Source organism: Shewanella atlantica, from assembly GCF_003966265.1.
Lineage (GTDB): Bacteria > Pseudomonadota > Gammaproteobacteria > Enterobacterales > Shewanellaceae > Shewanella > Shewanella atlantica.
Map to the genome: position 1 here is coordinate 543,445 of NZ_RXNV01000003.1, position 18,583 is coordinate 562,027.

Below are 18,583 nucleotides of genomic sequence, written 5' to 3' on the forward strand. Positions count from 1 at the left end.
AGCCCGTACAACCCCTCCCGCACTATCTCTAGCCCAGCAAGGTAGCATTATTTACCACTTATAGCTTATAGCTTACCGCTTACCACTTACCACTTACCACTTACGACTATTTGACTTGAAGCATTCGCGGCTAAAGCCGCTCCTAAACAAAGAATGTCGTCGAACCCACTTAGCACCTAGCACCTAGCACCTAGCACCTAGCACCTAGCAACTTCGCCTTCCCATTTTCCAGGCAATAAAAAAGGAGGCCTAAGCCTCCTTTATCTAAATCTAGTCGATATTAACGACGTAGACCTAGCTTCTTGATTAGTTCCTGGTAACGAACGTTTTCAGTACGCTTCAGGTATGCAAGAAGTTTACGACGGGTGTTTACCATACGTAAAAGACCACGACGTGAGTGATGATCATGCTTGTGCTCTTTAAAGTGACCTTGCAGATGGTTAATCTGTGCAGTTAAAAGAGCTACCTGAACTTCAGTAGAACCAGTATCGCCTTCACAACGACCGAATTCAGCCAGGATTTTTGCAGTTTGTTCAGCATTTAGTGACATTTTGTCTCTCCAAATAATGCATTAATAAGCTTTAGCCAATCACTAACTCAGCTAAAGTGAGCGCGGCATTTTACCTATTCCAGGAAAAATACGCAATAACTATCTGTAACCTAGCTTAATAAAGCCTGATATAGATAGGGTTCGTTGTAATTAGTCAGACTCAGGAGATGACTCACGCACCACGATCAGGCGCTTAGGTGCTAATAAGCCATCTTCATTGATAGAACCAATACCAACAAATTTTTGTTCATCACCAATAGTGATCCGAACTAATTCGCCATCTTCAAGCCCTTCGGTCACAGGCGCTTGAACTGGGTTTCCGTTCATTAAATAGGGCGCTACGCTGTCAGATAAGTTTATCTCTTTAAACTTGCTGACAGCGGTGTCCATAGGCAATAACAAAGGGTCAAGAACTGTTTTAGACTCAATCCCTTCCGCCTCAGCTTTAGCCACCATCTCGTTAAGCTGCTCAAGGCTAACCATACGTTCGTAAGGGTATCCGGCTACCTGAGTTCTGCGCAACATGATCACATGAGCGCCACAACCTAGCATTTCACCCAGATCATCGGTTATGGTGCGAATATAAGTCCCTTTAGAACAATGGATATCCAGCGTCAACTCATCACCTTCCAGGCCGATAAAGTTAAGCTCAAATACATTGATTGGACGGGCCTCTCTAGGAACCTCTATCCCCTCGCGGGCATACTTATAGAGAGGTTGTCCCTGATATTTGAGCGCCGAGTACATAGAAGGAACTTGCATGGTCTCGCCACGAAAGTAATCCAATGATTCCATCAATAGCTCTTGGCTAAAATTAACGGGACGGGTCTGCACCACTTCACCGTCAGAATCACTGGTATCGGTCCGCTGTCCAAGTTTTGCAGTTACTGTATATCGCTTATCGGCGTCCAGTAAATGTTGAGAGAACTTTGTCGCCTCTCCCAGACAGATAGGGAGCATACCTGTTGCTAATGGGTCCAGCGCACCGGTATGGCCCGCTTTAGCCGCATTAAAAATTCGCTTGACTCTCTGCAGAGCAAAGTTCGAACTCATGCCGGTATCTTTATCCAGGAGCACTATTCCATCGATAAAGCGACCGCGAGGACGACGAGCCATTAGTCTTCACCTTCCGACTTGTCATCTGTGCTTTGCGATGTTTCTTGCTGTTCGCCATGGTGCTTTTGTTTTGCTTCATCATCGCTAATAACACGAGAAACCAGGTTAGACATACGCATACCTTCAACCAGTGAGGCATCGTAAACAAACCTAAGTTCAGGCATGACGCGCAATTTCATGCGCCCTGCGACTAATGAACGGATGTAACCAGCAGCAGCATCTAATGCCTCAACCTTCTCTTGAACAAGCTTTTCATCTTCTTCGAAGAAGGTAACAAAGACTTTGGCGTAACTTAAATCACGTGATACATCAACGTCATTGACTGTAACAAACCCGATACGAGGGTCTTTTATGTCACGCTGTAGTACTTGAGCAAGCTCTTGCTGTAGCTGCTGCGCAATACGTCGGGTACGACTAAATTCTCTTGCCATAATATTTTGCCATTCTGTTGTATACCCAAGCCACTTAAAAATGCTTAATCCTGCATTTCGAGGCCGTGTGGGTATTAATAGGTAGTTTTCCCATGAAAGCTACCTAAATAAAAAGGGCGGCTAACGCCGCCCTCTTAACGCTTTACTCTTCTAAGGAGCGTGCTATTTCGATTGTTTCGAAGACCTCTATCTGATCGCCAACTCTGACATCATTATAGTTCTTCACACCGATACCACATTCCATTCCGTTACGAACATCGTTAACGTCATCTTTAAATCGACGAAGTGATTCCAGCTCACCTTCATAGATAACAACGTTTTCACGAAGTACGCGAATTGGTGCGCTGCGCTTAATAGTACCTTCTGTAACCATACAACCAGCGATAGCCCCAATCTTAGGAGACTTAAATACATCACGAACTTCAGCAAGACCAATAATCACTTGCTTAAATTCAGGAGCAAGTAGACCGCTCATCGCGTTTCTGACTTCATCGATCAAGTTATAGATAACGCTGTAGTAGCGTAGATCTACACTTTCAGCTTCGATAACTTTACGTGCCTGTGCATCGGCACGAATGTTGAAACCGATCATGATGGCATTTGAAGCCGCAGCTAGTGAAGCGTCAGTCTCAGTCAAACCACCAACACCACGAGCGATGATATTAACTTTAACTTCTTCAGTTGAAAGCTTGTTCAATGAATCTGCAATCGCTTCGAGTGAACCTTGTACATCAGCCTTAAGGATGATGTTTAGCTCCTGAACTTCACCTTCAACCATGTTAGCAAACATGTTTTCAAGCTTAGACTTCTGCTGACGTGCAAGCTTAACATCACGGAACTTGCCTTGACGATAGAGTGCAACTTCACGTGCTTTACGCTCATCACGTACAACAGTCGCTTCATCACCTGCAGACGGTACACCTGAAAGACCTAAAATCTCTACAGGAATTGATGGGCCGGCTTCTTTGATAGCTCTGCCATTTTCATCGCGCATAGCACGAACTTTACCGTATTCCAGACCACAAAGAACGATATCGCCTTGCTTAAGTGTACCTTCCTGAACCAATACAGTTGCAACCGGACCACGGCCCTTATCCAACTTAGACTCAACAACCACACCAGCAGCCATACCTTCCTTGATAGCTTTAAGCTCGAGTACTTCAGCTTCAAGAAGAATACCTTCAAGCAGCTCATCAATACCTTCACCGCTCTTCGCTGAAACGTGAACAAACATGTTGTTTCCGCCCCAATCTTCAGACATGACACCGTGCTGTGAAAGCTCACTCTTCACACGCTCAGGATCGGCTTCCGGCTTATCAATCTTGTTCACTGCAACAATCAGAGGTACGCCACCCGCTTTCGCGTGTTGAATAGCTTCAATTGTCTGTGGCATAACACCATCATCGGCTGCAACAACCAAGATAACGATATCAGTTGCCTGTGCACCACGAGCACGCATGGCTGTAAATGCCGCGTGACCAGGCGTATCGAGGAAAGTGATCATGCCATTGTCAGTTTCAACGTGGTATGCACCGATATGTTGGGTAATACCACCGGCTTCGCCAGAAGCTACCTTTGCACGACGGATATGATCGAGCAGCGATGTCTTACCGTGGTCAACGTGACCCATGATAGTCACTACCGGAGCGCGTGATTCGGCTTGAATATTACCATCACGGTCCGAAAGCACTTGATGCTCTAGTTCGTTTTCACGAGTCAGAACAACTTTATGTCCCATCTCTTCAGCAACAAGTTGAGCAGTCTCTTGATCAAGCACCTGGTTAATAGTAACCATAGAGCCCATCTTCATCATCTGCTTAATGATTTCTGTCGCCTTGATTGACATCTTAGATGCCAGTTCAGAAACTGAAACAGTTTCACCAATGCTGACATCGGTTTTAACTGCGGCAACAGGCTTAGTGAATGCATGGTCCATAGACTCAGGTGCTACACTACGGTTGTTGCGGGCATTACGTCCACCGCGAGCATTGCGGTTATCACGACGGTTATCTTTGCCGCCACGACGCTTGCCTTTACCAGTGTTTGCAGGTGTTGCTGCAGCTGGGGGAGGAGTAGCCTTACGAGGACGACGACCACGCTTCTCAGCATTAGCATCGGCAGTATCTTCTGCTGCACGCGCCTCAGTAGAAGTCGTTACGTGGTGGTCACCACTCTTCTCTGATTCTTTACGTTGCTTCTCTTCTTCAGCCCAACGAGCAGAGTTTTCTTCAGCAAGTTTTCTCGCTACTTCTGCTGCCGCTTTAGCCTCTTCATCAGCTTTAGCTTTAGCAGCTAAATCTTTTGCTGCTTGAAGCTGATCGGCTTCATCTTGCGCCGCTTTCTCTTCGGCGGTAGTCGCTACAGGCTTAGCTTTAGCTGCTGCGCTGGCTTTAGCCTTCTCTTTCGCTTCCGCATCGGCTGTAGCCTTAGCTTCTGCTTTCGCTTTCGCTTCTGCATCGGCTTTAGCTTTTGCAGCCGCTTCTTCAGCCGCTTTAGCTTCTGCTTCCACTTTCGCAGCCGCTGCTGCTTCTGCTTCAGCCGCAGGATCACGCTTAACGAAAGTACGCTTCTTACGAACTTCAACTTTTACGTCTTTTGAAGCACTACCTGAACCTACGCTCAACGTAGACACTGATTTGCGCTGCAGTGTCATTTTAGTTGGAGCCGATTCGCCACCATGCTGCTTCTTCAAAAAGTCCAGCAACTGCTGTTTTTCTGACTCGGAAACCGTGTCAGCTTTAGATTTCTTAATACCGGCCTCGGAAAACTGCTCAACTAATCTGTCTGCACTTTTTCCTACTTCGCTGGCCAGCTTTTCTACTGTTGTATCTGCCATCTGTAAAATCCCCTCTGTTGAGCGAGTTATTCTTCGTCGCCAAACCAACAGATATTACGGGCTGCCATGATGAGCTCACCAGCCTTTTCTTCTGTCAATTCTTCAATGTCGATCAAGTCATCAATGCCTTGTTCGGCTAAATCTTCTAGTGTAATAACGCCTTTACTCGCGAATACAAACGCTAGATGTCTCTCTAGACCTTCGAGTGCAAGTAGGTCCTCACTTGGCTCGGCACCATCAAGAGCTTCTTCTGAAGCAAGTGCGCGAGTAGAGATCGCAGCTTTTGCGCGCTCTCTTAAGGTTTCAACAATATCTTCATCGAAACCATCAATGTCCATAAGTTCAGATGCTGGCACGTAAGCAACCTCTTCCAGCGAGGTAAAGCCTTCATCAGCAAGCACTTGTGCGAAATCTTCATCAACTTCTAAAGAAGATACGAACAAATTCACGACTTTAGCACTTTCAGCTTGATGCTTAGCCTGCATATCGGCAACCGTCATCACGTTGAGTTCCCAACCAGAAAGTTGAGTCGCTAAACGAACGTTCTGACCATTGCGACCAATTGCCTGAGCTAAGCTATCGGCTTCAACGGCGATATCCATAGAATGGTTATCTTCATCAACGATGATAGAAGCAACATCAGCTGGAGCCATTGCATTGATCACATACTGGGCTGGGTTATCATCCCAAAGCACGATATCGACGCGCTCACCATTAAGTTCATTTGAAACGGCTTGGACACGAGCACCGCGCATACCAACACAGGCACCGATAGGATCGATACGACGGTCATTGGATTTCACGGCAATCTTTGCACGAGAACCTGGATCACGAGCAGCGCCCATGATTTCGATCATCTCGTCTTGAATTTCTGGTACTTCTACACGGAACAGCTCAATCAGCATGTCAGGCTTAGTACGTGTCAGGAACAGTTGAGCGCCACGAGCTTCCGGGCGTACGGCAAATAGTAATGCACGAACGCGGTCACCTGGACGGAAGCTTTCACGAGAGATCAGATCTTCTTTAAACAACACTGCATCCGCATTGCTGCCCAAATCGACCACGACACTTTCGCGGTTACTCTTCTTAACAACACCAGTGATTAACTCACCTTCTTTGTCTTTAAACTGATCGACTATTTGAGCTCGTTCGGCTTCACGTACTTTCTGTACGATCACTTGTTTCGCAGTTTGAGTCGTAATACGGTCGAATACCACTGATTCGATATCGTCTTCGATATACTCGCCAAGCTGGATTTCTGGGTCTTCAAATTGAGCAGCTTCCAGTGTGATTTCACTGAAAGGGTTCTCTAAAGGCTCACCCGTGTCTTCAACAACCATCCAACGACGGAAAGTATCGTAAGCACCAGTCTTACGATCGATCTCGACACGAACTTCGATGTCGCCTTCATATTTTTTCTTAGTTGCTGTAGCTAAGGCTATTTCCAGCGCTTCGAAAATCTTCTCGCGAGGAACACCCTTCTCATTTGAAACCGCCTCAGCGACTAGCAGAATCTCTTTATTCATCCTCTTGCCTCGTTGATTCTTGAATCCATCAAAACTTAGCGATTAGGTTGCCTTTACGGATATTATCCAAAGCAATAATCAGTTCGTTACCATCGACAGTCAATGTGAGCATCTGCCCCTCAATGCCTGTAACGGTCCCCTTTAAATTACGACTACCCGCAACAGGCATAGTCAGTTGAATCTTTACAGTCTCATCGATGTAAGCAGCGTATTGCTCAGCCTTAAATAGCGGCCTATCTACACCGGGAGAAGAAACTTCTAATGTGTATTCGGTTGAAATGGGATCCTCAACGTCGAGCACAGCACTGACCTGACGACTGGTTTCGGCACAATCTTCGATGAAGATGCCTTTTTCATTGTCGATATACACCCTTAATGTTGAGTGTTTACCAGCCTGAATATATTCCAAGCCCCACAGCGTGTGGCCAAGTGCTTCAACTGGAGATTTAAGCATCTCTTCCAGTCTGTTTTCTATAGTAGCCAAGGTTACCCCCCGAAAAACAAAAAAGGGCTTAATAGCCCCAGTACAACGCCGTAAAAAACGACATTTTATAAGTTCCAGATAACAAAAAACCCCGTAATAACGAGGTCGTTGAGTTTAGAACCTGTAAACAATAAGAGACTATTATAGCCTGTTACTGAGAAGCTGGTTGCGGGGGCCGGATTTGAACCGACGACCTTCGGGTTATGAGCCCGACGAGCTACCAAACTGCTCCACCCCGCGTCAACTGGTGCAAGTATATTGAGAATTCACTCTACTTGCAATAATAAAGCAAAACTGAAATTTGCTTTATTATCTTTGATTTCTAAATAAGAAACCAAAAATTTGGTGCGGATGGGGGGACTTGAACCCCCACGAGCTTGCGCTCACCAGCCCCTCAAGCTGGCGTGTCTACCAATTCCACCACATCCGCATGTGACTTTTACACTTTATTATCAGGTCTTTCTAGTGACATTGAGGTGGTCACAACCTTAATAAAAGGAACTAACTAATTAATTAGCCCCGGCCAATTCCTGAGAATTTGGCTTAGTCTGGAATTTTCTCTTCCGACTTTTCGCTCTCTTGCTGAACTTGCTCTGTTACCTGTTCGGTAACCTGAGCAGCTTCTGAGCTCAAATCATTCCATGCATCTTCAGACTTAGTATGGTTTGCACTCAGGTTGCCAATAATCAGGCTAAGAGCAAAAAAACCAATCGCTAAAACTGCAGTTGAACGGGTCAGGAAGTTACCAGCACCTGATGAACCGAACAGAGTGGCTGATGCACCGGCGCCAAAAGAGGCTCCCATGTCAGCACCTTTACCTTGCTGGAGTAAAATCAGTCCTACTAGACCAATTGCAACCACCAAGTAAACAACCATCAATACTTCGTACATATTATTATGCGCTCATCGCTATGGAACATAAACTTAGAAACTCGGTAGAGTTTAAGCTCACACCGCCAATCAAACCACCATCGACATCAGGTTGCGCAAATAGATCTGCTGCATTACTCGGTGTTACGCTACCACCGTACAAAATCCTGATATTTTCTCCAATATATGGAGATACTTCAGAGAGGCGTTTGCGTATAAACGCATGAACTTCCTGTGCCTGCTCTGGCGTAGCACTCTTACCTGTTCCCACTGCCCATAAAGGCTCGTAGGCGATAATCGCGTTATCAAAAGCCATGGTGCCATTTTTCTCAATGACGACATCTAACTCTTCGGCGATAACTTCAAAAGTTCTTCTCGCTTCTCTAGCCGGACCAGACTCACCAACACAAAGTATCGGGGTCAAACCATGTTTTTGTGCTGCTGCAAACTTCTCAGCAACGATATCACTCGTCTCTCCGTACATACGGCGACGTTCGGAGTGTCCGATAATAACATATCGACATCCTGAATCCTTTAACATCTGCCCTGACACTTCACCAGTATAAGCACCGAAGTCATGTTGACTTAGGTTTTGTGCGCCCATTCTGACTAGACAACCGTTTAAGGCGTCTTTATTAGCGTCTAACTGCTGACGTACACTTTCTAGATATATGCTAGGCGGACATAAGACCACTTCCGCTGAATCATTTTGAAGCTTAGTAGCGAATTTATTGAATAGCTCTTGTGCTAATTGTGCACTGCCATTCATTTTCCAGTTACCAGCGACCATTGGACGTCTGAGTGCCATCTCTGTCTCCTCTGAAAGCGGCGAGAATAATAGCGAACCACTCATGAAGTTACAATAGCAAAAGTGGTAATATTTTGATTCTCTGGTCGGAACGATGTTTTTTTACGCGCTACGACCCATTTATTAATCAAGTGTGATTCAAAAACAGGCTAAACATGGAAAAACTGAATATGTTTAGCCTTAACAATCACATGTTGCCTTATGTGAATTAAACTAAGTTTCTTACCGCATCGGCAATATAATTAGCATGCTTTATCACATCGGCTTCGATATCGCCCTCTACCATCACCCGAATCAAGGGCTCGGTTCCCGACTTACGCAGCAATACCCGTCCACGTTCCCCCAGTAGAGCTTCAACTTCACTCTTTGCTGACAGGACTTGTTCTGACTCGAGGGGGTTGTGTGTCCCTTCGAACCGAACATTGACCAGTACCTGAGGTAACATCTTAATCTTCTCGGTCAACTCCTCTAACGTTGCGTTACGTCGACGCATCGCAGCTAATACCAGAATCCCGGCAACGATGCCATCGCCGGTGGTACCATGATCAAGATTCAAGATATGACCCGAGTTCTCACCGCCTATACGCCAGCCCTTCTCCTTCATCATGGTCATCACATAACGATCGCCCACATTAGAGCGGGCAAACGGAATATCCAGCTCCTGTAGAGCAAGGTCCAGACCTAAGTTTGACATCAGTGTTCCAACCACACCGCCGCGCAACACACCTCGCGACTGAGCGTCACAAGCCAGAATATAGAGAATTTCATCACCATCGATAACCTTACCATGGCGGTTAACCATCATGATTCGATCGCCGTCACCGTCCAGCGCGATACCCAGATCGGCACCTTCGGCTATAACCGTTTCGCGGATTTTGCCCATAGAAGTGGCGCCCACTTCATGGTTGATATTCAGCCCATCGGGTTTATCACCTATGGCAATAACCTCAGCGCCCAATTCCCTAAATACGCTAGGAGCGATGTGATAGGTTGCACCGTGGGCACAATCAACAACAATCTTCAAACCATGTAGAGTATGCTCGGCAGGGAAATTTCCCTTACAGTATTCGATATAGCGTCCAGGTGCATCATCTATACGGGATACCTTCCCCAACAAGTGCGACTCGACACAGGTCAGGGGCTTATCGAGTTCACGTTCGATCTCGAGCTCAACCTCATCATCGAGCTTACTACCGTCATTTGAGAAAAACTTAATACCGTTATCATAGTAAGGGTTATGTGATGCACTGATCACCACTCCAGCCTCGGCTCTGAAAGTACGCGTTAAGTAGGCAACCGCAGGTGTGGGCATCGGCCCCATCAACATCACGTTAAGTCCGGCAGCCGATAAACCGGCTTCCATCGCAGACTCGAAAAGATAACCTGAAATTCGAGTATCTTTACCGATAATAACCTTCTTAGTACCGGATCTGGATAAAACTCGTCCTGCAGCCCATCCAAGTTTTAGCGCCAATTCCGGCGTCATTTTACCCGCACCGACCTTACCTCGAATGCCGTCAGTTCCAAAAAATTTTCTCACGTAGATAACCCCATCAAGTATTCCGGCCTCAAAGCTGGATCCGGAATATGAAAATATTAATATCTCTTACTCTACCGCTTCATTCATAACTGAAGCTGAATAATATTTTTTCAATCTTTATTGCCCACACCACGTTCGCGTAGGTAAACAGTTAGTGGTACAAATCAACTATCACAGCTGACCGAAATGATGTGTCGCATCCAGTACCTTCAACACATCGACCGTCTCGGCGACATCATGTACCCTGATAATATCTGCACCACGTTGAGCCGAGAGCATAGCACCCGCTAAACTTCCGGCAAGCCGCTGAGGTACATCACGGCTAAGCAGATTCCCCATCATACTCTTACGGGATAGACCGGCAAGTATTGGTGTACCTAATGACTTGAACTCCTCGAGCCTGTTGAGCAACTCATAATTATGAGCTAAAGATTTCCCGAAACCAAACCCCGGGTCAATAAGCAGGTGCTCTCGCTTTAACCCCGCATCACAACAGGCCTGAATACGCTGCTTGAAAAACTGCTTTATTTCATCCACAACATCACTATATTCGGGAGCATCCTGCATACTTCTGGGTTGCCCTTGCATATGCATCAAACAGACAGGGACTTGTAACCTTGTCGCCATCTCTAACGCTCCAGGTTCTTGCAGAGCGCGTACATCGTTGATGAGATGTGCGCCCGCTTCTACAGCCTGTTTCATTACCTCAGCTTTGCTGGTGTCGATAGATATCCAGACATCATGATGCCGGGCAATATACTCAACCAGAGGGATCACTCTACTAAGTTCTTCGCATAAGTTGACATCGGCGGCGCCAGGTCTTGTCGACTCACCACCTATATCTATGATGCTCGCACCTTGTTCGACCATCTCATCGGCATGTTTGCATGCTAGTTCGAAACTTGAATATTCACCACCATCGGAAAACGAATCGGGGGTGACATTGAGGATCCCCATTACAACAGGCTTTTTCAAAGAGAGGCTCTTTTCACCATAGCTAATTTGAGACACACATACTCCAAGTTGTTAAATCCCGGAAACAAGAAAACCCCATGACGGGGTTTTCTTTATTCAGCTAACGATTAATTATTTAGCCGTTGATTCATCAATATCTTTTACATCGGGAGCTGCGCACTGCTCTGACTCAGGTTTAACTTCATCTTCAGATGAATCCTTCTTATCAGTTGCAGCAGGCTTTCCACCAGTATCATCATTGCTTGAGCCGTTATCATCCATGTTCCAATCTGCTGGTGCACTAACCTCTCGGCGTCCCATAAGATCGTCGATCATAGTTGAATCTATGGTTTCATACTTCATCAACGCATCTTTCATCGCATGAAGAATATCCATATTGTCGTTAAGGAAGCTCTGTGCACGCTCATAGTTAGTATCGATAAGCGTTTTGACTTCCGCATCTATGATGCTGGCAGTTTCATCAGACATATGCTGAGTCTTACCCATGCTACGACCCAGGAATACTTCATTTTCATCTTCGGCATAAAGTACCGGACCGAGTTTCTCAGAGAAGCCCCACTGAGTAACCATATTACGGGCAATAGAGGTCGCATACTTAATATCCTGAGACGCACCTGTAGAGACTCTTTCGCTACCATAGATGATCTCTTCAGCCAAACGGCCACCATAAGCTACCGAAATTTGACTCTCTAACTTACGTCGGCTCTGACTTATTGCGTCGGCTTCTGGCAAGAAGAAGGTCACACCTAAGGCGCGTCCGCGTGGAATAATCGTCACCTTGTGTACAGGATCATGCTCAGGAACGAGGCAGCCAACAATGGCATGGCCCGCTTCATGATAAGCAGTCATCTCTTTATCTTCTTCAGACATCACCATAGTGCGGCGCTCTGCACCCATCATGATTTTATCTTTCGCGCTCTCAAACTCTTCCATACCAACAATACGACGGCTACCACGTGCTGCAAACAGTGCGGCTTCGTTCACCAGGTTAGCCAGATCGGCACCAGAGAAGCCTGGCGTACCACGAGCAATAACACTCGCTTTAACATCATCGGCAAGAGGTACTTTACGCATATGAACTTTCAGGATCTGCTCACGACCGCGAACATCGGGAAGACCGACGACCACTTGACGGTCGAAACGACCTGGACGAAGCAGTGCAGCATCCAGTACATCCGGACGGTTAGTCGCAGCAATAACGATGACGCCTTCATTACCTTCGAAACCATCCATCTCAACCAATAACTGGTTCAATGTCTGTTCACGCTCATCGTGACCACCACCGACACCCGCACCACGCTGGCGACCCACGGCATCGATCTCATCGATAAAGATAATACATGGAGCTGACTTTTTAGCTTGCTCAAACATGTCACGTACACGAGAGGCACCGACACCAACAAACATCTCTACAAAGTCAGAACCTGAAATGGTAAAAAATGGCACCTTAGCTTCACCGGCAATGGCTTTAGCCAGCAAGGTTTTACCCGTACCAGGAGGACCAACCAAAAGCACACCAGTAGGAATTCGACCACCCAACTTTTGGAATTTAGTCGGCTCTTTCAGGTAATCAACCAGCTCTTTAACGTCTTCCTTAGCTTCGTCACAACCGGCAACGTCAGTGAAAGTCGTTTTAATCTGATCTTCACTCATTAACTTGGCTTTACTCTTACCAAAAGACATGGCGCCTTTTCCACCACCGCCCTGCATCTGACGCATGAAGAATATCCATACACCAATAAGCAGTAGCATAGGGAACCAGGAGATAAAGATCTGAGTTAAGAACCCTGACTCTTCTGCTTCCTGCCCCTTCATTGTTATGCCTTTACGATCGAGATCATTAATCAGATCTTTATCTTCCATAGGCATGATAGTGGTGAACTTCTCTCCGGTACGTTTAGTCCCTTCGATCGTACGTTGGTCGCTTTTTATTTCGACAGCATTAATCTGCCCACTACGAACATCATCTAAAAAAGCGGAATAATCCATCTTCAACGCTGTGGATGAAGAGGGGGAGTAACCCTGAAACACAGACATCAACACTACAGCGATGACTACCCAGAGAATTAAATTTTTTGCCATATCACTCAAAATTACTAGACCTCATACAGTCTTGCGATTACTGACGTCAGGGTACTACAACTTATACCCTGTCGCCACAAGATAGACTTCGCGCGAACGAGGTCGCGAAGAGTCTGGCTTACGTGTTTTGACGGTTTTAAACGCCTCTCTAACTGACTTCATGTACTCTTCAAAGCCCTCCCCCTGAAAGACTTTTACAGCAAAGCAACCGTTAGGTGCCAAAACTTGATGACACATATCTAATGCTAATTCGACTAAATACATAGCACGAGGCTGATCGACCCCGCCTGAACCACTCATATTAGGTGCCATATCAGATAAGACAACATCGACTTTGGCATCACCCACTCGGGAAAGCAAAGCATCGAGTACCTTTTCCTCTCTAAAATCACCCTGAAGAAAGTCTACGCCAACAATTGGATCCATGGGCAAGATATCACAAGCGATAACTTTACCATTGTCTCCAGCTAGTTTAACTGCAACTTGCGACCAACCACCAGGGGCAGCTCCTAAATCGACCACAGTCATCCCAGGTCGAATTAACTTATCTTTCTCCTGAATTTCTTCAATTTTAAACGCGGCTCGCGAACGAAACCCTCGTTTTTGAGCTAATTTGACATAGTGATCATCAAAATGTTCCTGCATCCAACGGGAGGAACTCGCTGTTCGTTTTTTACCTGACATTCAAAATCCGCAACAAATGAGAGTTACATAAAGACTATATAAGGGTAGAATAGCGTCTTTTCAACAGTAACTCAGCATAAAGTTGGTAGAAATGAACTTAACAACCAAACAAAAACAGCACTTAAAAGGCTTAGCGCACAATTTAAAGCCAGTAGTGATGCTTGGTTCCAATGGTCTGACTGAAGGTGTACTGGCGGAAATTGATAATGCACTCACTCATCACGAGTTGATCAAAGTGAAAGTAGCTTCTGGTGACAGAGAGCTAAAAAATGCAATCGTTGATGCCATTCTTCGTGAAACTCAAGCTGTAAAAATACAGCTTATCGGTCACGTGTTAGTACTATTTCGTCAATCAGAAGAGATGAAAATTGCTATTCCAAAAGCAAAGTAATCTTTTTTGAGCACAGTCACAAGATTAATGCAGGGAATTTCTCTGCATTAATATCTGACTTGTAAAAGACTGTACTACTCCTGTCTAATCGTTTATTTCACTCCTTCCTGAGAAGTAAACAGTCAGAGTAGAAGATAAAAAAGAGCCACTGAATTTCAGTGGCTCTTTTTTTGTCTGTAGCACTTACGTTTTACGGTGTTTCAGGAATTGGTGTGAGCTTATAATGTTCCGAGTTAACCCTAAAGAGTTCAGGTAAACAGGTGCCCACCGATATCGATGACCAGGTTCCGGTCAGGATGCCGATAAACATCGCAATAGAGAAGCTTTCCAGCGGTCCACCTCCCATCACCCACAGCGCACTCACCGTCATCAGTGTCGTACCACTGGTTACCATAGTCCGCGAGAAGGTTGCCTTCACCGCACTGGTGCACACATCGGCTATCACCATCTTAGGTTTTGACGTTAACAACTCCCTGATCCTGTCGGCGATAATAATAGAATCGTTAAGTGAGTAGCCTAAAATAGCCAGCACAGCGGCGAGGACCGTCAGATTAAACTCCAGCTGTGTCAGTGAGAAAAAGGCCAGTACGAAAATGACGTCATGAAACAGCGCAAATAGTGCTCCGCTGGCGAGGCGCCACTCGAAGCGAAAACTCAGGTAGCCTAAGATACATAACATAGCAACCAACAGGGCTAATCCACCCTGCTCCGCTAACTCCTGACCGATTTGTGGGCCAACAATGCTCGAATTCAGTACCTCAACACCACTGTGTAGCGGAGTTAATAACTGAACAACATCCAAGGCATTAGCACTGACATCACCCGAAGTTTCCGCCTGACTATAGCGCAGCACCCAACGTCCGGGCTCGCCCGCCGAGATCACACTCACCTCCTGCTCAGACACTCCCCCCAATAAGCGCTCAATCTGATTAGCCTTAATGTCACCGTCAATACGGATCTCGGTCACTACGCCACCGGTAAAGTCCAATCCCCAATTAAAGCCTTTAACAGTAATAACCGACAAGGAAAGTATCATCAGGATCAGAGAGAGACAGCTTGAAACGTAGCGCCACTTTGTAAGTCTGTTCACTTTCTTAGTATTAGTATTAGTATTAGTATTAGTATTAATATTCATATTACACCTTCACATCGCGGCTAAAGTCACGTCCATACACCCAATTAATCAATGCCCGGGAAGCAAAAATTCCGGTAAACATACTGGTTAACAGCCCAAGGCCTAGTGTTAAGGCAAAACCTTGAATTGGACCGTTCCCTATGGAGTAGAGCACTACGGCGGTGATCATAGTGGTAAAGTTGGCATCAAAAATTGTTGAAACTGCGCTATCAAAACCTCTGTCTATCGCGTGGGCAAAGCCTCTTCCCTCCTTCAATTTATCCTTTATTCGCTCGAAGATGAGCACATTGGTATCGACGGCCATTCCAACGGTTAACACCAAACCAGCGATACCAGGCAGGGTTAACACAGCGCCGGGAATTAGCGCCAATAAGCCAAATAGAATCACCATATTGGTGATCAGAGCCACATTAGCCACCCAACCTAAACGGCGATACCAGAGCCCCATAAAGAGCAAGGTCATTGCCATTCCCAGTGCCAAGGCAGAAAATCCATTGGTAATATTTTCCGCGCCGAGACTCGGCCCAATAGTACGCTCTTCGACTATGGTAACCGGTGCAGTCATAGAGCCAGCCCGTAGTAATAGCGCTAGCTGCTGCGCCTGAGAATAGTCGCCAGCCCCGGTTATGCTAAAGCGATCACCGAGTTGAGATTGAATCGTTGCAACGCTGATAACCTCCGTACTTTGCTTAACCTTACCTTGAGCATCACGGCTGTATTCGCTGTAGGATGTCGCCATCGGCTTTCCTATATTGTCACGAGAGAAGTCCGACATCACTTTGCCACCGGCTCGATCCAGATGGATCACTACCTCCGGCATCCCCATCTCCCCCAGACTCGCCCTGGCATCAACAATATGCTCGCCTCCGAGCACCGGCTTTCTGGCAACATAAACAGGCAGCGCTGATTTATCTTTTAAGATCTTAGCATTCACCGACCCGGCATTTTTCACTTCATAAAAAGCCAGACTCGCCGTTGCTCCTATGACATTTTTTGCTGCAGCCGGATCCTGAACACCCGGTAACTCGATTCTGATCCTGTGCTCACCCTGACGCTGAACCAAGGCTTCGGTGATCCCAAGCTGCTCAATACGGCTACGCATAATTTGAAGGTTTTGTTTTACCGTCAGGTCACGGATTTTAATCTTTTCGTCCGGCTTAAAATCAGCCCTCAATGAACTGTTTTCTAAGTTCGTTACCTGCCAAATCGGATAGTTGGTTTTAATGAACTGTCTGATATCTCCTCTGCCACTGGTATCCGGCATTGTGATGACAACCCCGGTCTCACTGCCCAGGCGGACACTGACCCCTGCAATGCCCTGAGTACGGGTAAACTGTCTGACAGAGTCGACGAAGGCGTCATAATGAAGCTGGTAAACAGGCTCAACCTCTACATCCAGCAAGAACTGCACTCCTCCACGAAGATCAAGCCCGAGTTTAATCGGTGTAAACCCCATGGAAAGTAGCCACTCGGGCGCCGCCGGAGCCAAGGCGAGTGTCAGCTGTGAATCGTCTTCAACCCTATCGCTTAAGAAGGATTTTGCCTTGCTCTGTTGCGATTCTTGCTCCAGTACGATGACCGTTTCACCTTCAGCCTGGGTGATTCTTTTTACTTGGATTCCTTCATCCGTCAATACTCTACAGAGGGCCTGTGGTGTTAGGTTTAAGCCAGCTTTCGCACCAACTTGAATCGCCGCATCCTCCCCATACCAGGTTGGTAACGCACTGAAAAGCATGATGATGAAGGTTATCACCAACACTATATACTTCCACGCTGAGTAGTGATTCATTATTTTGTTATTGCTAGGTTTTCTCATATTTTTCGCTCATTTAATATTTGCTAAGCGCTATAAAAACTCTCTTCTCGCCGTAATACAGACATGGAAAATGACATTCCGAAGTCGAATGCAGAGCTGGCAAAAAAGAGAATAAAATCAAGCCATCAAAGAGTGGCTTATTTGCGTGCGTTAACTAAATGAGGGAGTTTGTGAGAAACGATACAAGAGATTGGACTCTTTCCATCCCGAAACTCTGGATGGCGCAGTCCCTATATGGAGGGGCCAATCTAAATTTGCTGGCAGATCGATACGGTAGCCAATACTAAAGGAGGGGATTGGCGGTGATACAAATTCAAAAGCGAGTAAATAATCTGGCTTACTCTCTCGAGGATCATGCTGAGCGAAACTAATTAAACGTGATGAAATGAGTGGAACAAAGCTTGAATCACCTTGCTCATGCCCGTGAACGTGCTTGTGGGGGTGTTTTGGGTATTCAAGGTGTGAACTATCCGACAGGGATTTAGCCGTGACAACCTTATCTGTAAAGCTCTTATATGTTTGATTGTGAAGATTATTTTGTTCGACCTCTTGGCTCAACCTTATGCCATCAGAAAAATCAGCAGACACAGGAGTGAGAAAAATTCCCCCTATGAATAAGATGATTAATCCAAAACGTAAAAAAGCCAGCACTCTCGCCCCTGAAAAAGGTTTACATAAGCGATGCATGTTATAGCGTGTTGCAATCAGAAACAAATTAATTTTTCATCATCTAATCCAATCGGTATAACAAAACAGAGGCACTGATCGACAGCGAAAAAAAAACCGCTATAAAAGCGGTTTTTAAAATAACACCTTACGAATTAAATGTACTCGACAGCGGTGATCTCGTAATCGGTCAGGCCACCGGGAGTATTGATGCTCACCTCATCATCAAGGTTTTTACCAATCAAGCCACGGGCAATGGGTGAACTTACCGAAATAAGGTTCTCTTTGATATTAGCTTCATCTTCACCAACGATGCGGTAAGTCATTTCAGCATCGGTATCAATGTTTACAATGGTTACCGTAGTACCGAAAATGATGCGGCCGGTGTTTGGCATTTTAGTCACATCGATGATCTGCGCATTAGAGAGTTTCCCCTCAATATCACGTACGCGAGCTTCACATAAACCTTGTTCTTCACGTGCGGCGTGATATTCGGCATTTTCCTTCAGATCGCCAAGCTCTCTCGCTTCACCGATTGCCTGAGCGATCACAGGACGCTTCTCAAACTTTAAATGATCTAACTCTTTACGCAGCTGATCTGCACCAACAATTGTCATTGGAACCTTGTTCATAATCCTCTTTCGTCTCCTTTAAAACAAAAGCAGCCCTGCAG

17 protein-coding genes and 2 tRNA genes are annotated in these 18,583 nt (G+C 46.0%); 1 reads left to right on the forward strand and 18 read right to left on the reverse strand.

Features of this window, described 5'->3' with window-relative positions; all coding sequences use genetic code 11:
* Positions 1-280: 280 nt before the first annotated feature.
* The 14 genes from rpsO to rlmE all read right to left on the reverse strand — a co-directional run bounded on the left by rpsO (position 281) and on the right by rlmE (position 13,902).
* On the reverse strand, positions 281-550 hold the full coding sequence (gene rpsO, locus EKG39_RS10875) for a 30S ribosomal protein S15 (RefSeq protein WP_126505760.1): 270 nt from the start codon (positions 548-550) through the stop codon (positions 281-283).
* A 150-nt stretch (positions 551-700) separates the two neighbouring features.
* A complete protein-coding gene (gene truB, locus EKG39_RS10880; protein WP_126505761.1) occupies positions 701-1,666 on the reverse strand; it encodes a tRNA pseudouridine(55) synthase TruB in 966 nt (321 codons plus the stop codon).
* Positions 1,666-2,097 carry a 30S ribosome-binding factor RbfA gene (gene rbfA, locus EKG39_RS10885; protein ID WP_126505762.1) on the reverse strand — a complete coding sequence of 144 codons (432 nt, stop codon included), beginning with the start codon at positions 2,095-2,097 and terminating at the stop codon, positions 1,666-1,668. Before rbfA ends, truB begins: the two co-directional genes overlap by 1 nt.
* 142 nt (positions 2,098-2,239) lie before the next feature.
* The gene (gene infB / locus EKG39_RS10890) at positions 2,240-4,933 is read right to left on the reverse strand and encodes a translation initiation factor IF-2 (protein WP_126505763.1); all 2,694 of its coding nucleotides are present in this window, start codon (positions 4,931-4,933) and stop codon (positions 2,240-2,242) included.
* Positions 4,934-4,959: 26 nt separating this feature from the next.
* Positions 4,960-6,459: a transcription termination factor NusA gene (gene nusA / locus EKG39_RS10895; protein WP_126505764.1), complete on the reverse strand. Its 1,500-nt coding sequence runs from the start codon at positions 6,457-6,459 to the stop codon at positions 4,960-4,962.
* A gap of 28 nt (positions 6,460-6,487) precedes the next feature.
* Positions 6,488-6,943, reverse strand: coding sequence for a ribosome maturation factor RimP (gene rimP, locus EKG39_RS10900; protein ID WP_126505765.1), 456 nt, complete (start codon positions 6,941-6,943; stop codon positions 6,488-6,490).
* A 163-nt stretch (positions 6,944-7,106) separates the two neighbouring features.
* Positions 7,107-7,183 (reverse strand) — tRNA-Met (locus EKG39_RS10905).
* 103 nt (positions 7,184-7,286) lie between these two features.
* Positions 7,287-7,373 (reverse strand) — tRNA-Leu (locus tag EKG39_RS10910).
* Between the two features lie 113 nt (positions 7,374-7,486).
* The gene (gene secG, locus EKG39_RS10915) at positions 7,487-7,834 is read right to left on the reverse strand and encodes a preprotein translocase subunit SecG (protein WP_126505766.1); all 348 of its coding nucleotides are present in this window, start codon (positions 7,832-7,834) and stop codon (positions 7,487-7,489) included.
* A gap of 4 nt (positions 7,835-7,838) precedes the next feature.
* Positions 7,839-8,621, reverse strand: coding sequence for a triose-phosphate isomerase (gene tpiA, locus EKG39_RS10920; RefSeq protein WP_126505767.1), 783 nt, complete (start codon positions 8,619-8,621; stop codon positions 7,839-7,841).
* 208 nt (positions 8,622-8,829) lie between these two features.
* Entirely contained in the window at positions 8,830-10,167 is a 1,338-nt protein-coding gene (glmM, locus tag EKG39_RS10925) for a phosphoglucosamine mutase (RefSeq protein WP_126505768.1), read from the reverse strand.
* Positions 10,168-10,332: 165 nt separating this feature from the next.
* Positions 10,333-11,118 (reverse strand): dihydropteroate synthase, encoded by a 786-nt coding sequence (gene folP, locus EKG39_RS10930; RefSeq protein ID WP_126505840.1) that lies wholly within the window; start codon positions 11,116-11,118, stop codon positions 10,333-10,335.
* A gap of 129 nt (positions 11,119-11,247) precedes the next feature.
* Positions 11,248-13,227 carry an ATP-dependent zinc metalloprotease FtsH gene (gene ftsH, locus EKG39_RS10935; protein ID WP_126505769.1) on the reverse strand — a complete coding sequence of 660 codons (1,980 nt, stop codon included), beginning with the start codon at positions 13,225-13,227 and terminating at the stop codon, positions 11,248-11,250.
* Between the two features lie 45 nt (positions 13,228-13,272).
* Positions 13,273-13,902 carry a 23S rRNA (uridine(2552)-2'-O)-methyltransferase RlmE gene (gene rlmE / locus EKG39_RS10940; protein ID WP_126505770.1) on the reverse strand — a complete coding sequence of 210 codons (630 nt, stop codon included), beginning with the start codon at positions 13,900-13,902 and terminating at the stop codon, positions 13,273-13,275.
* A 91-nt stretch (positions 13,903-13,993) separates the two neighbouring features.
* Between rlmE and yhbY the strand changes: the two genes are divergently transcribed.
* Entirely contained in the window at positions 13,994-14,293 is a 300-nt protein-coding gene (gene yhbY, locus EKG39_RS10945) for a ribosome assembly RNA-binding protein YhbY (protein WP_126505841.1), read from the forward strand.
* 190 nt (positions 14,294-14,483) lie between these two features.
* On the opposite strand, the gene secF is transcribed toward yhbY, so the two are convergent.
* The 4 genes from secF to greA all read right to left on the reverse strand — a co-directional run bounded on the left by secF (position 14,484) and on the right by greA (position 18,542).
* Positions 14,484-15,428: a protein translocase subunit SecF gene (gene secF / locus EKG39_RS10950; protein ID WP_126505771.1), complete on the reverse strand. Its 945-nt coding sequence runs from the start codon at positions 15,426-15,428 to the stop codon at positions 14,484-14,486.
* 1 nt (position 15,429) lies between these two features.
* A complete protein-coding gene (gene secD / locus EKG39_RS10955) occupies positions 15,430-17,244 on the reverse strand; it encodes a protein translocase subunit SecD (protein WP_126505772.1) in 1,815 nt (604 codons plus the stop codon).
* Positions 17,245-17,394: 150 nt separating this feature from the next.
* Positions 17,395-17,895: a hypothetical protein gene (locus EKG39_RS10960; RefSeq protein WP_148103056.1), complete on the reverse strand. Its 501-nt coding sequence runs from the start codon at positions 17,893-17,895 to the stop codon at positions 17,395-17,397.
* 170 nt (positions 17,896-18,065) lie between these two features.
* Complete coding sequence (gene greA, locus EKG39_RS10965; protein WP_126505774.1) at positions 18,066-18,542, reverse strand: transcription elongation factor GreA; 477 nt, start codon at positions 18,540-18,542, stop codon at positions 18,066-18,068.
* Between the last annotated feature and the right edge of the window lie 41 nt (positions 18,543-18,583).

Bases quoted from the DNA above. Each gene is read 5' to 3' on its own strand.
- rpsO (WP_126505760.1), bottom strand. From the start codon at position 550: ATGTCACTAAATGCTGAACAAACTGCAAAAATCCTGGCTGAATTCGGT.
- truB (WP_126505761.1), bottom strand. From the start codon at position 1,666: ATGGCTCGTCGTCCTCGCGGTCGCTTTATCGATGGAATAGTGCTCCTG.
- rbfA (WP_126505762.1), bottom strand. From the start codon at position 2,097: ATGGCAAGAGAATTTAGTCGTACCCGACGTATTGCGCAGCAGCTACAG.
- infB (WP_126505763.1), bottom strand. From the start codon at position 4,933: ATGGCAGATACAACAGTAGAAAAGCTGGCCAGCGAAGTAGGAAAAAGT.
- nusA (WP_126505764.1), bottom strand. From the start codon at position 6,459: ATGAATAAAGAGATTCTGCTAGTCGCTGAGGCGGTTTCAAATGAGAAG.
- secG (WP_126505766.1), bottom strand. From the start codon at position 7,834: ATGTACGAAGTATTGATGGTTGTTTACTTGGTGGTTGCAATTGGTCTA.
- tpiA (WP_126505767.1), bottom strand. From the start codon at position 8,621: ATGGCACTCAGACGTCCAATGGTCGCTGGTAACTGGAAAATGAATGGC.
- folP (WP_126505840.1), bottom strand. From the start codon at position 11,118: ATGGGGATCCTCAATGTCACCCCCGATTCGTTTTCCGATGGTGGTGAA.
- rlmE (WP_126505770.1), bottom strand. From the start codon at position 13,902: ATGTCAGGTAAAAAACGAACAGCGAGTTCCTCCCGTTGGATGCAGGAA.
- yhbY (WP_126505841.1), top strand. From the start codon at position 13,994: ATGAACTTAACAACCAAACAAAAACAGCACTTAAAAGGCTTAGCGCAC.
- secF (WP_126505771.1), bottom strand. From the start codon at position 15,428: ATGAATATTAATACTAATACTAATACTAATACTAATACTAAGAAAGTG.
- secD (WP_126505772.1), bottom strand. From the start codon at position 17,244: ATGAGAAAACCTAGCAATAACAAAATAATGAATCACTACTCAGCGTGG.
- greA (WP_126505774.1), bottom strand. From the start codon at position 18,542: ATGAACAAGGTTCCAATGACAATTGTTGGTGCAGATCAGCTGCGTAAA.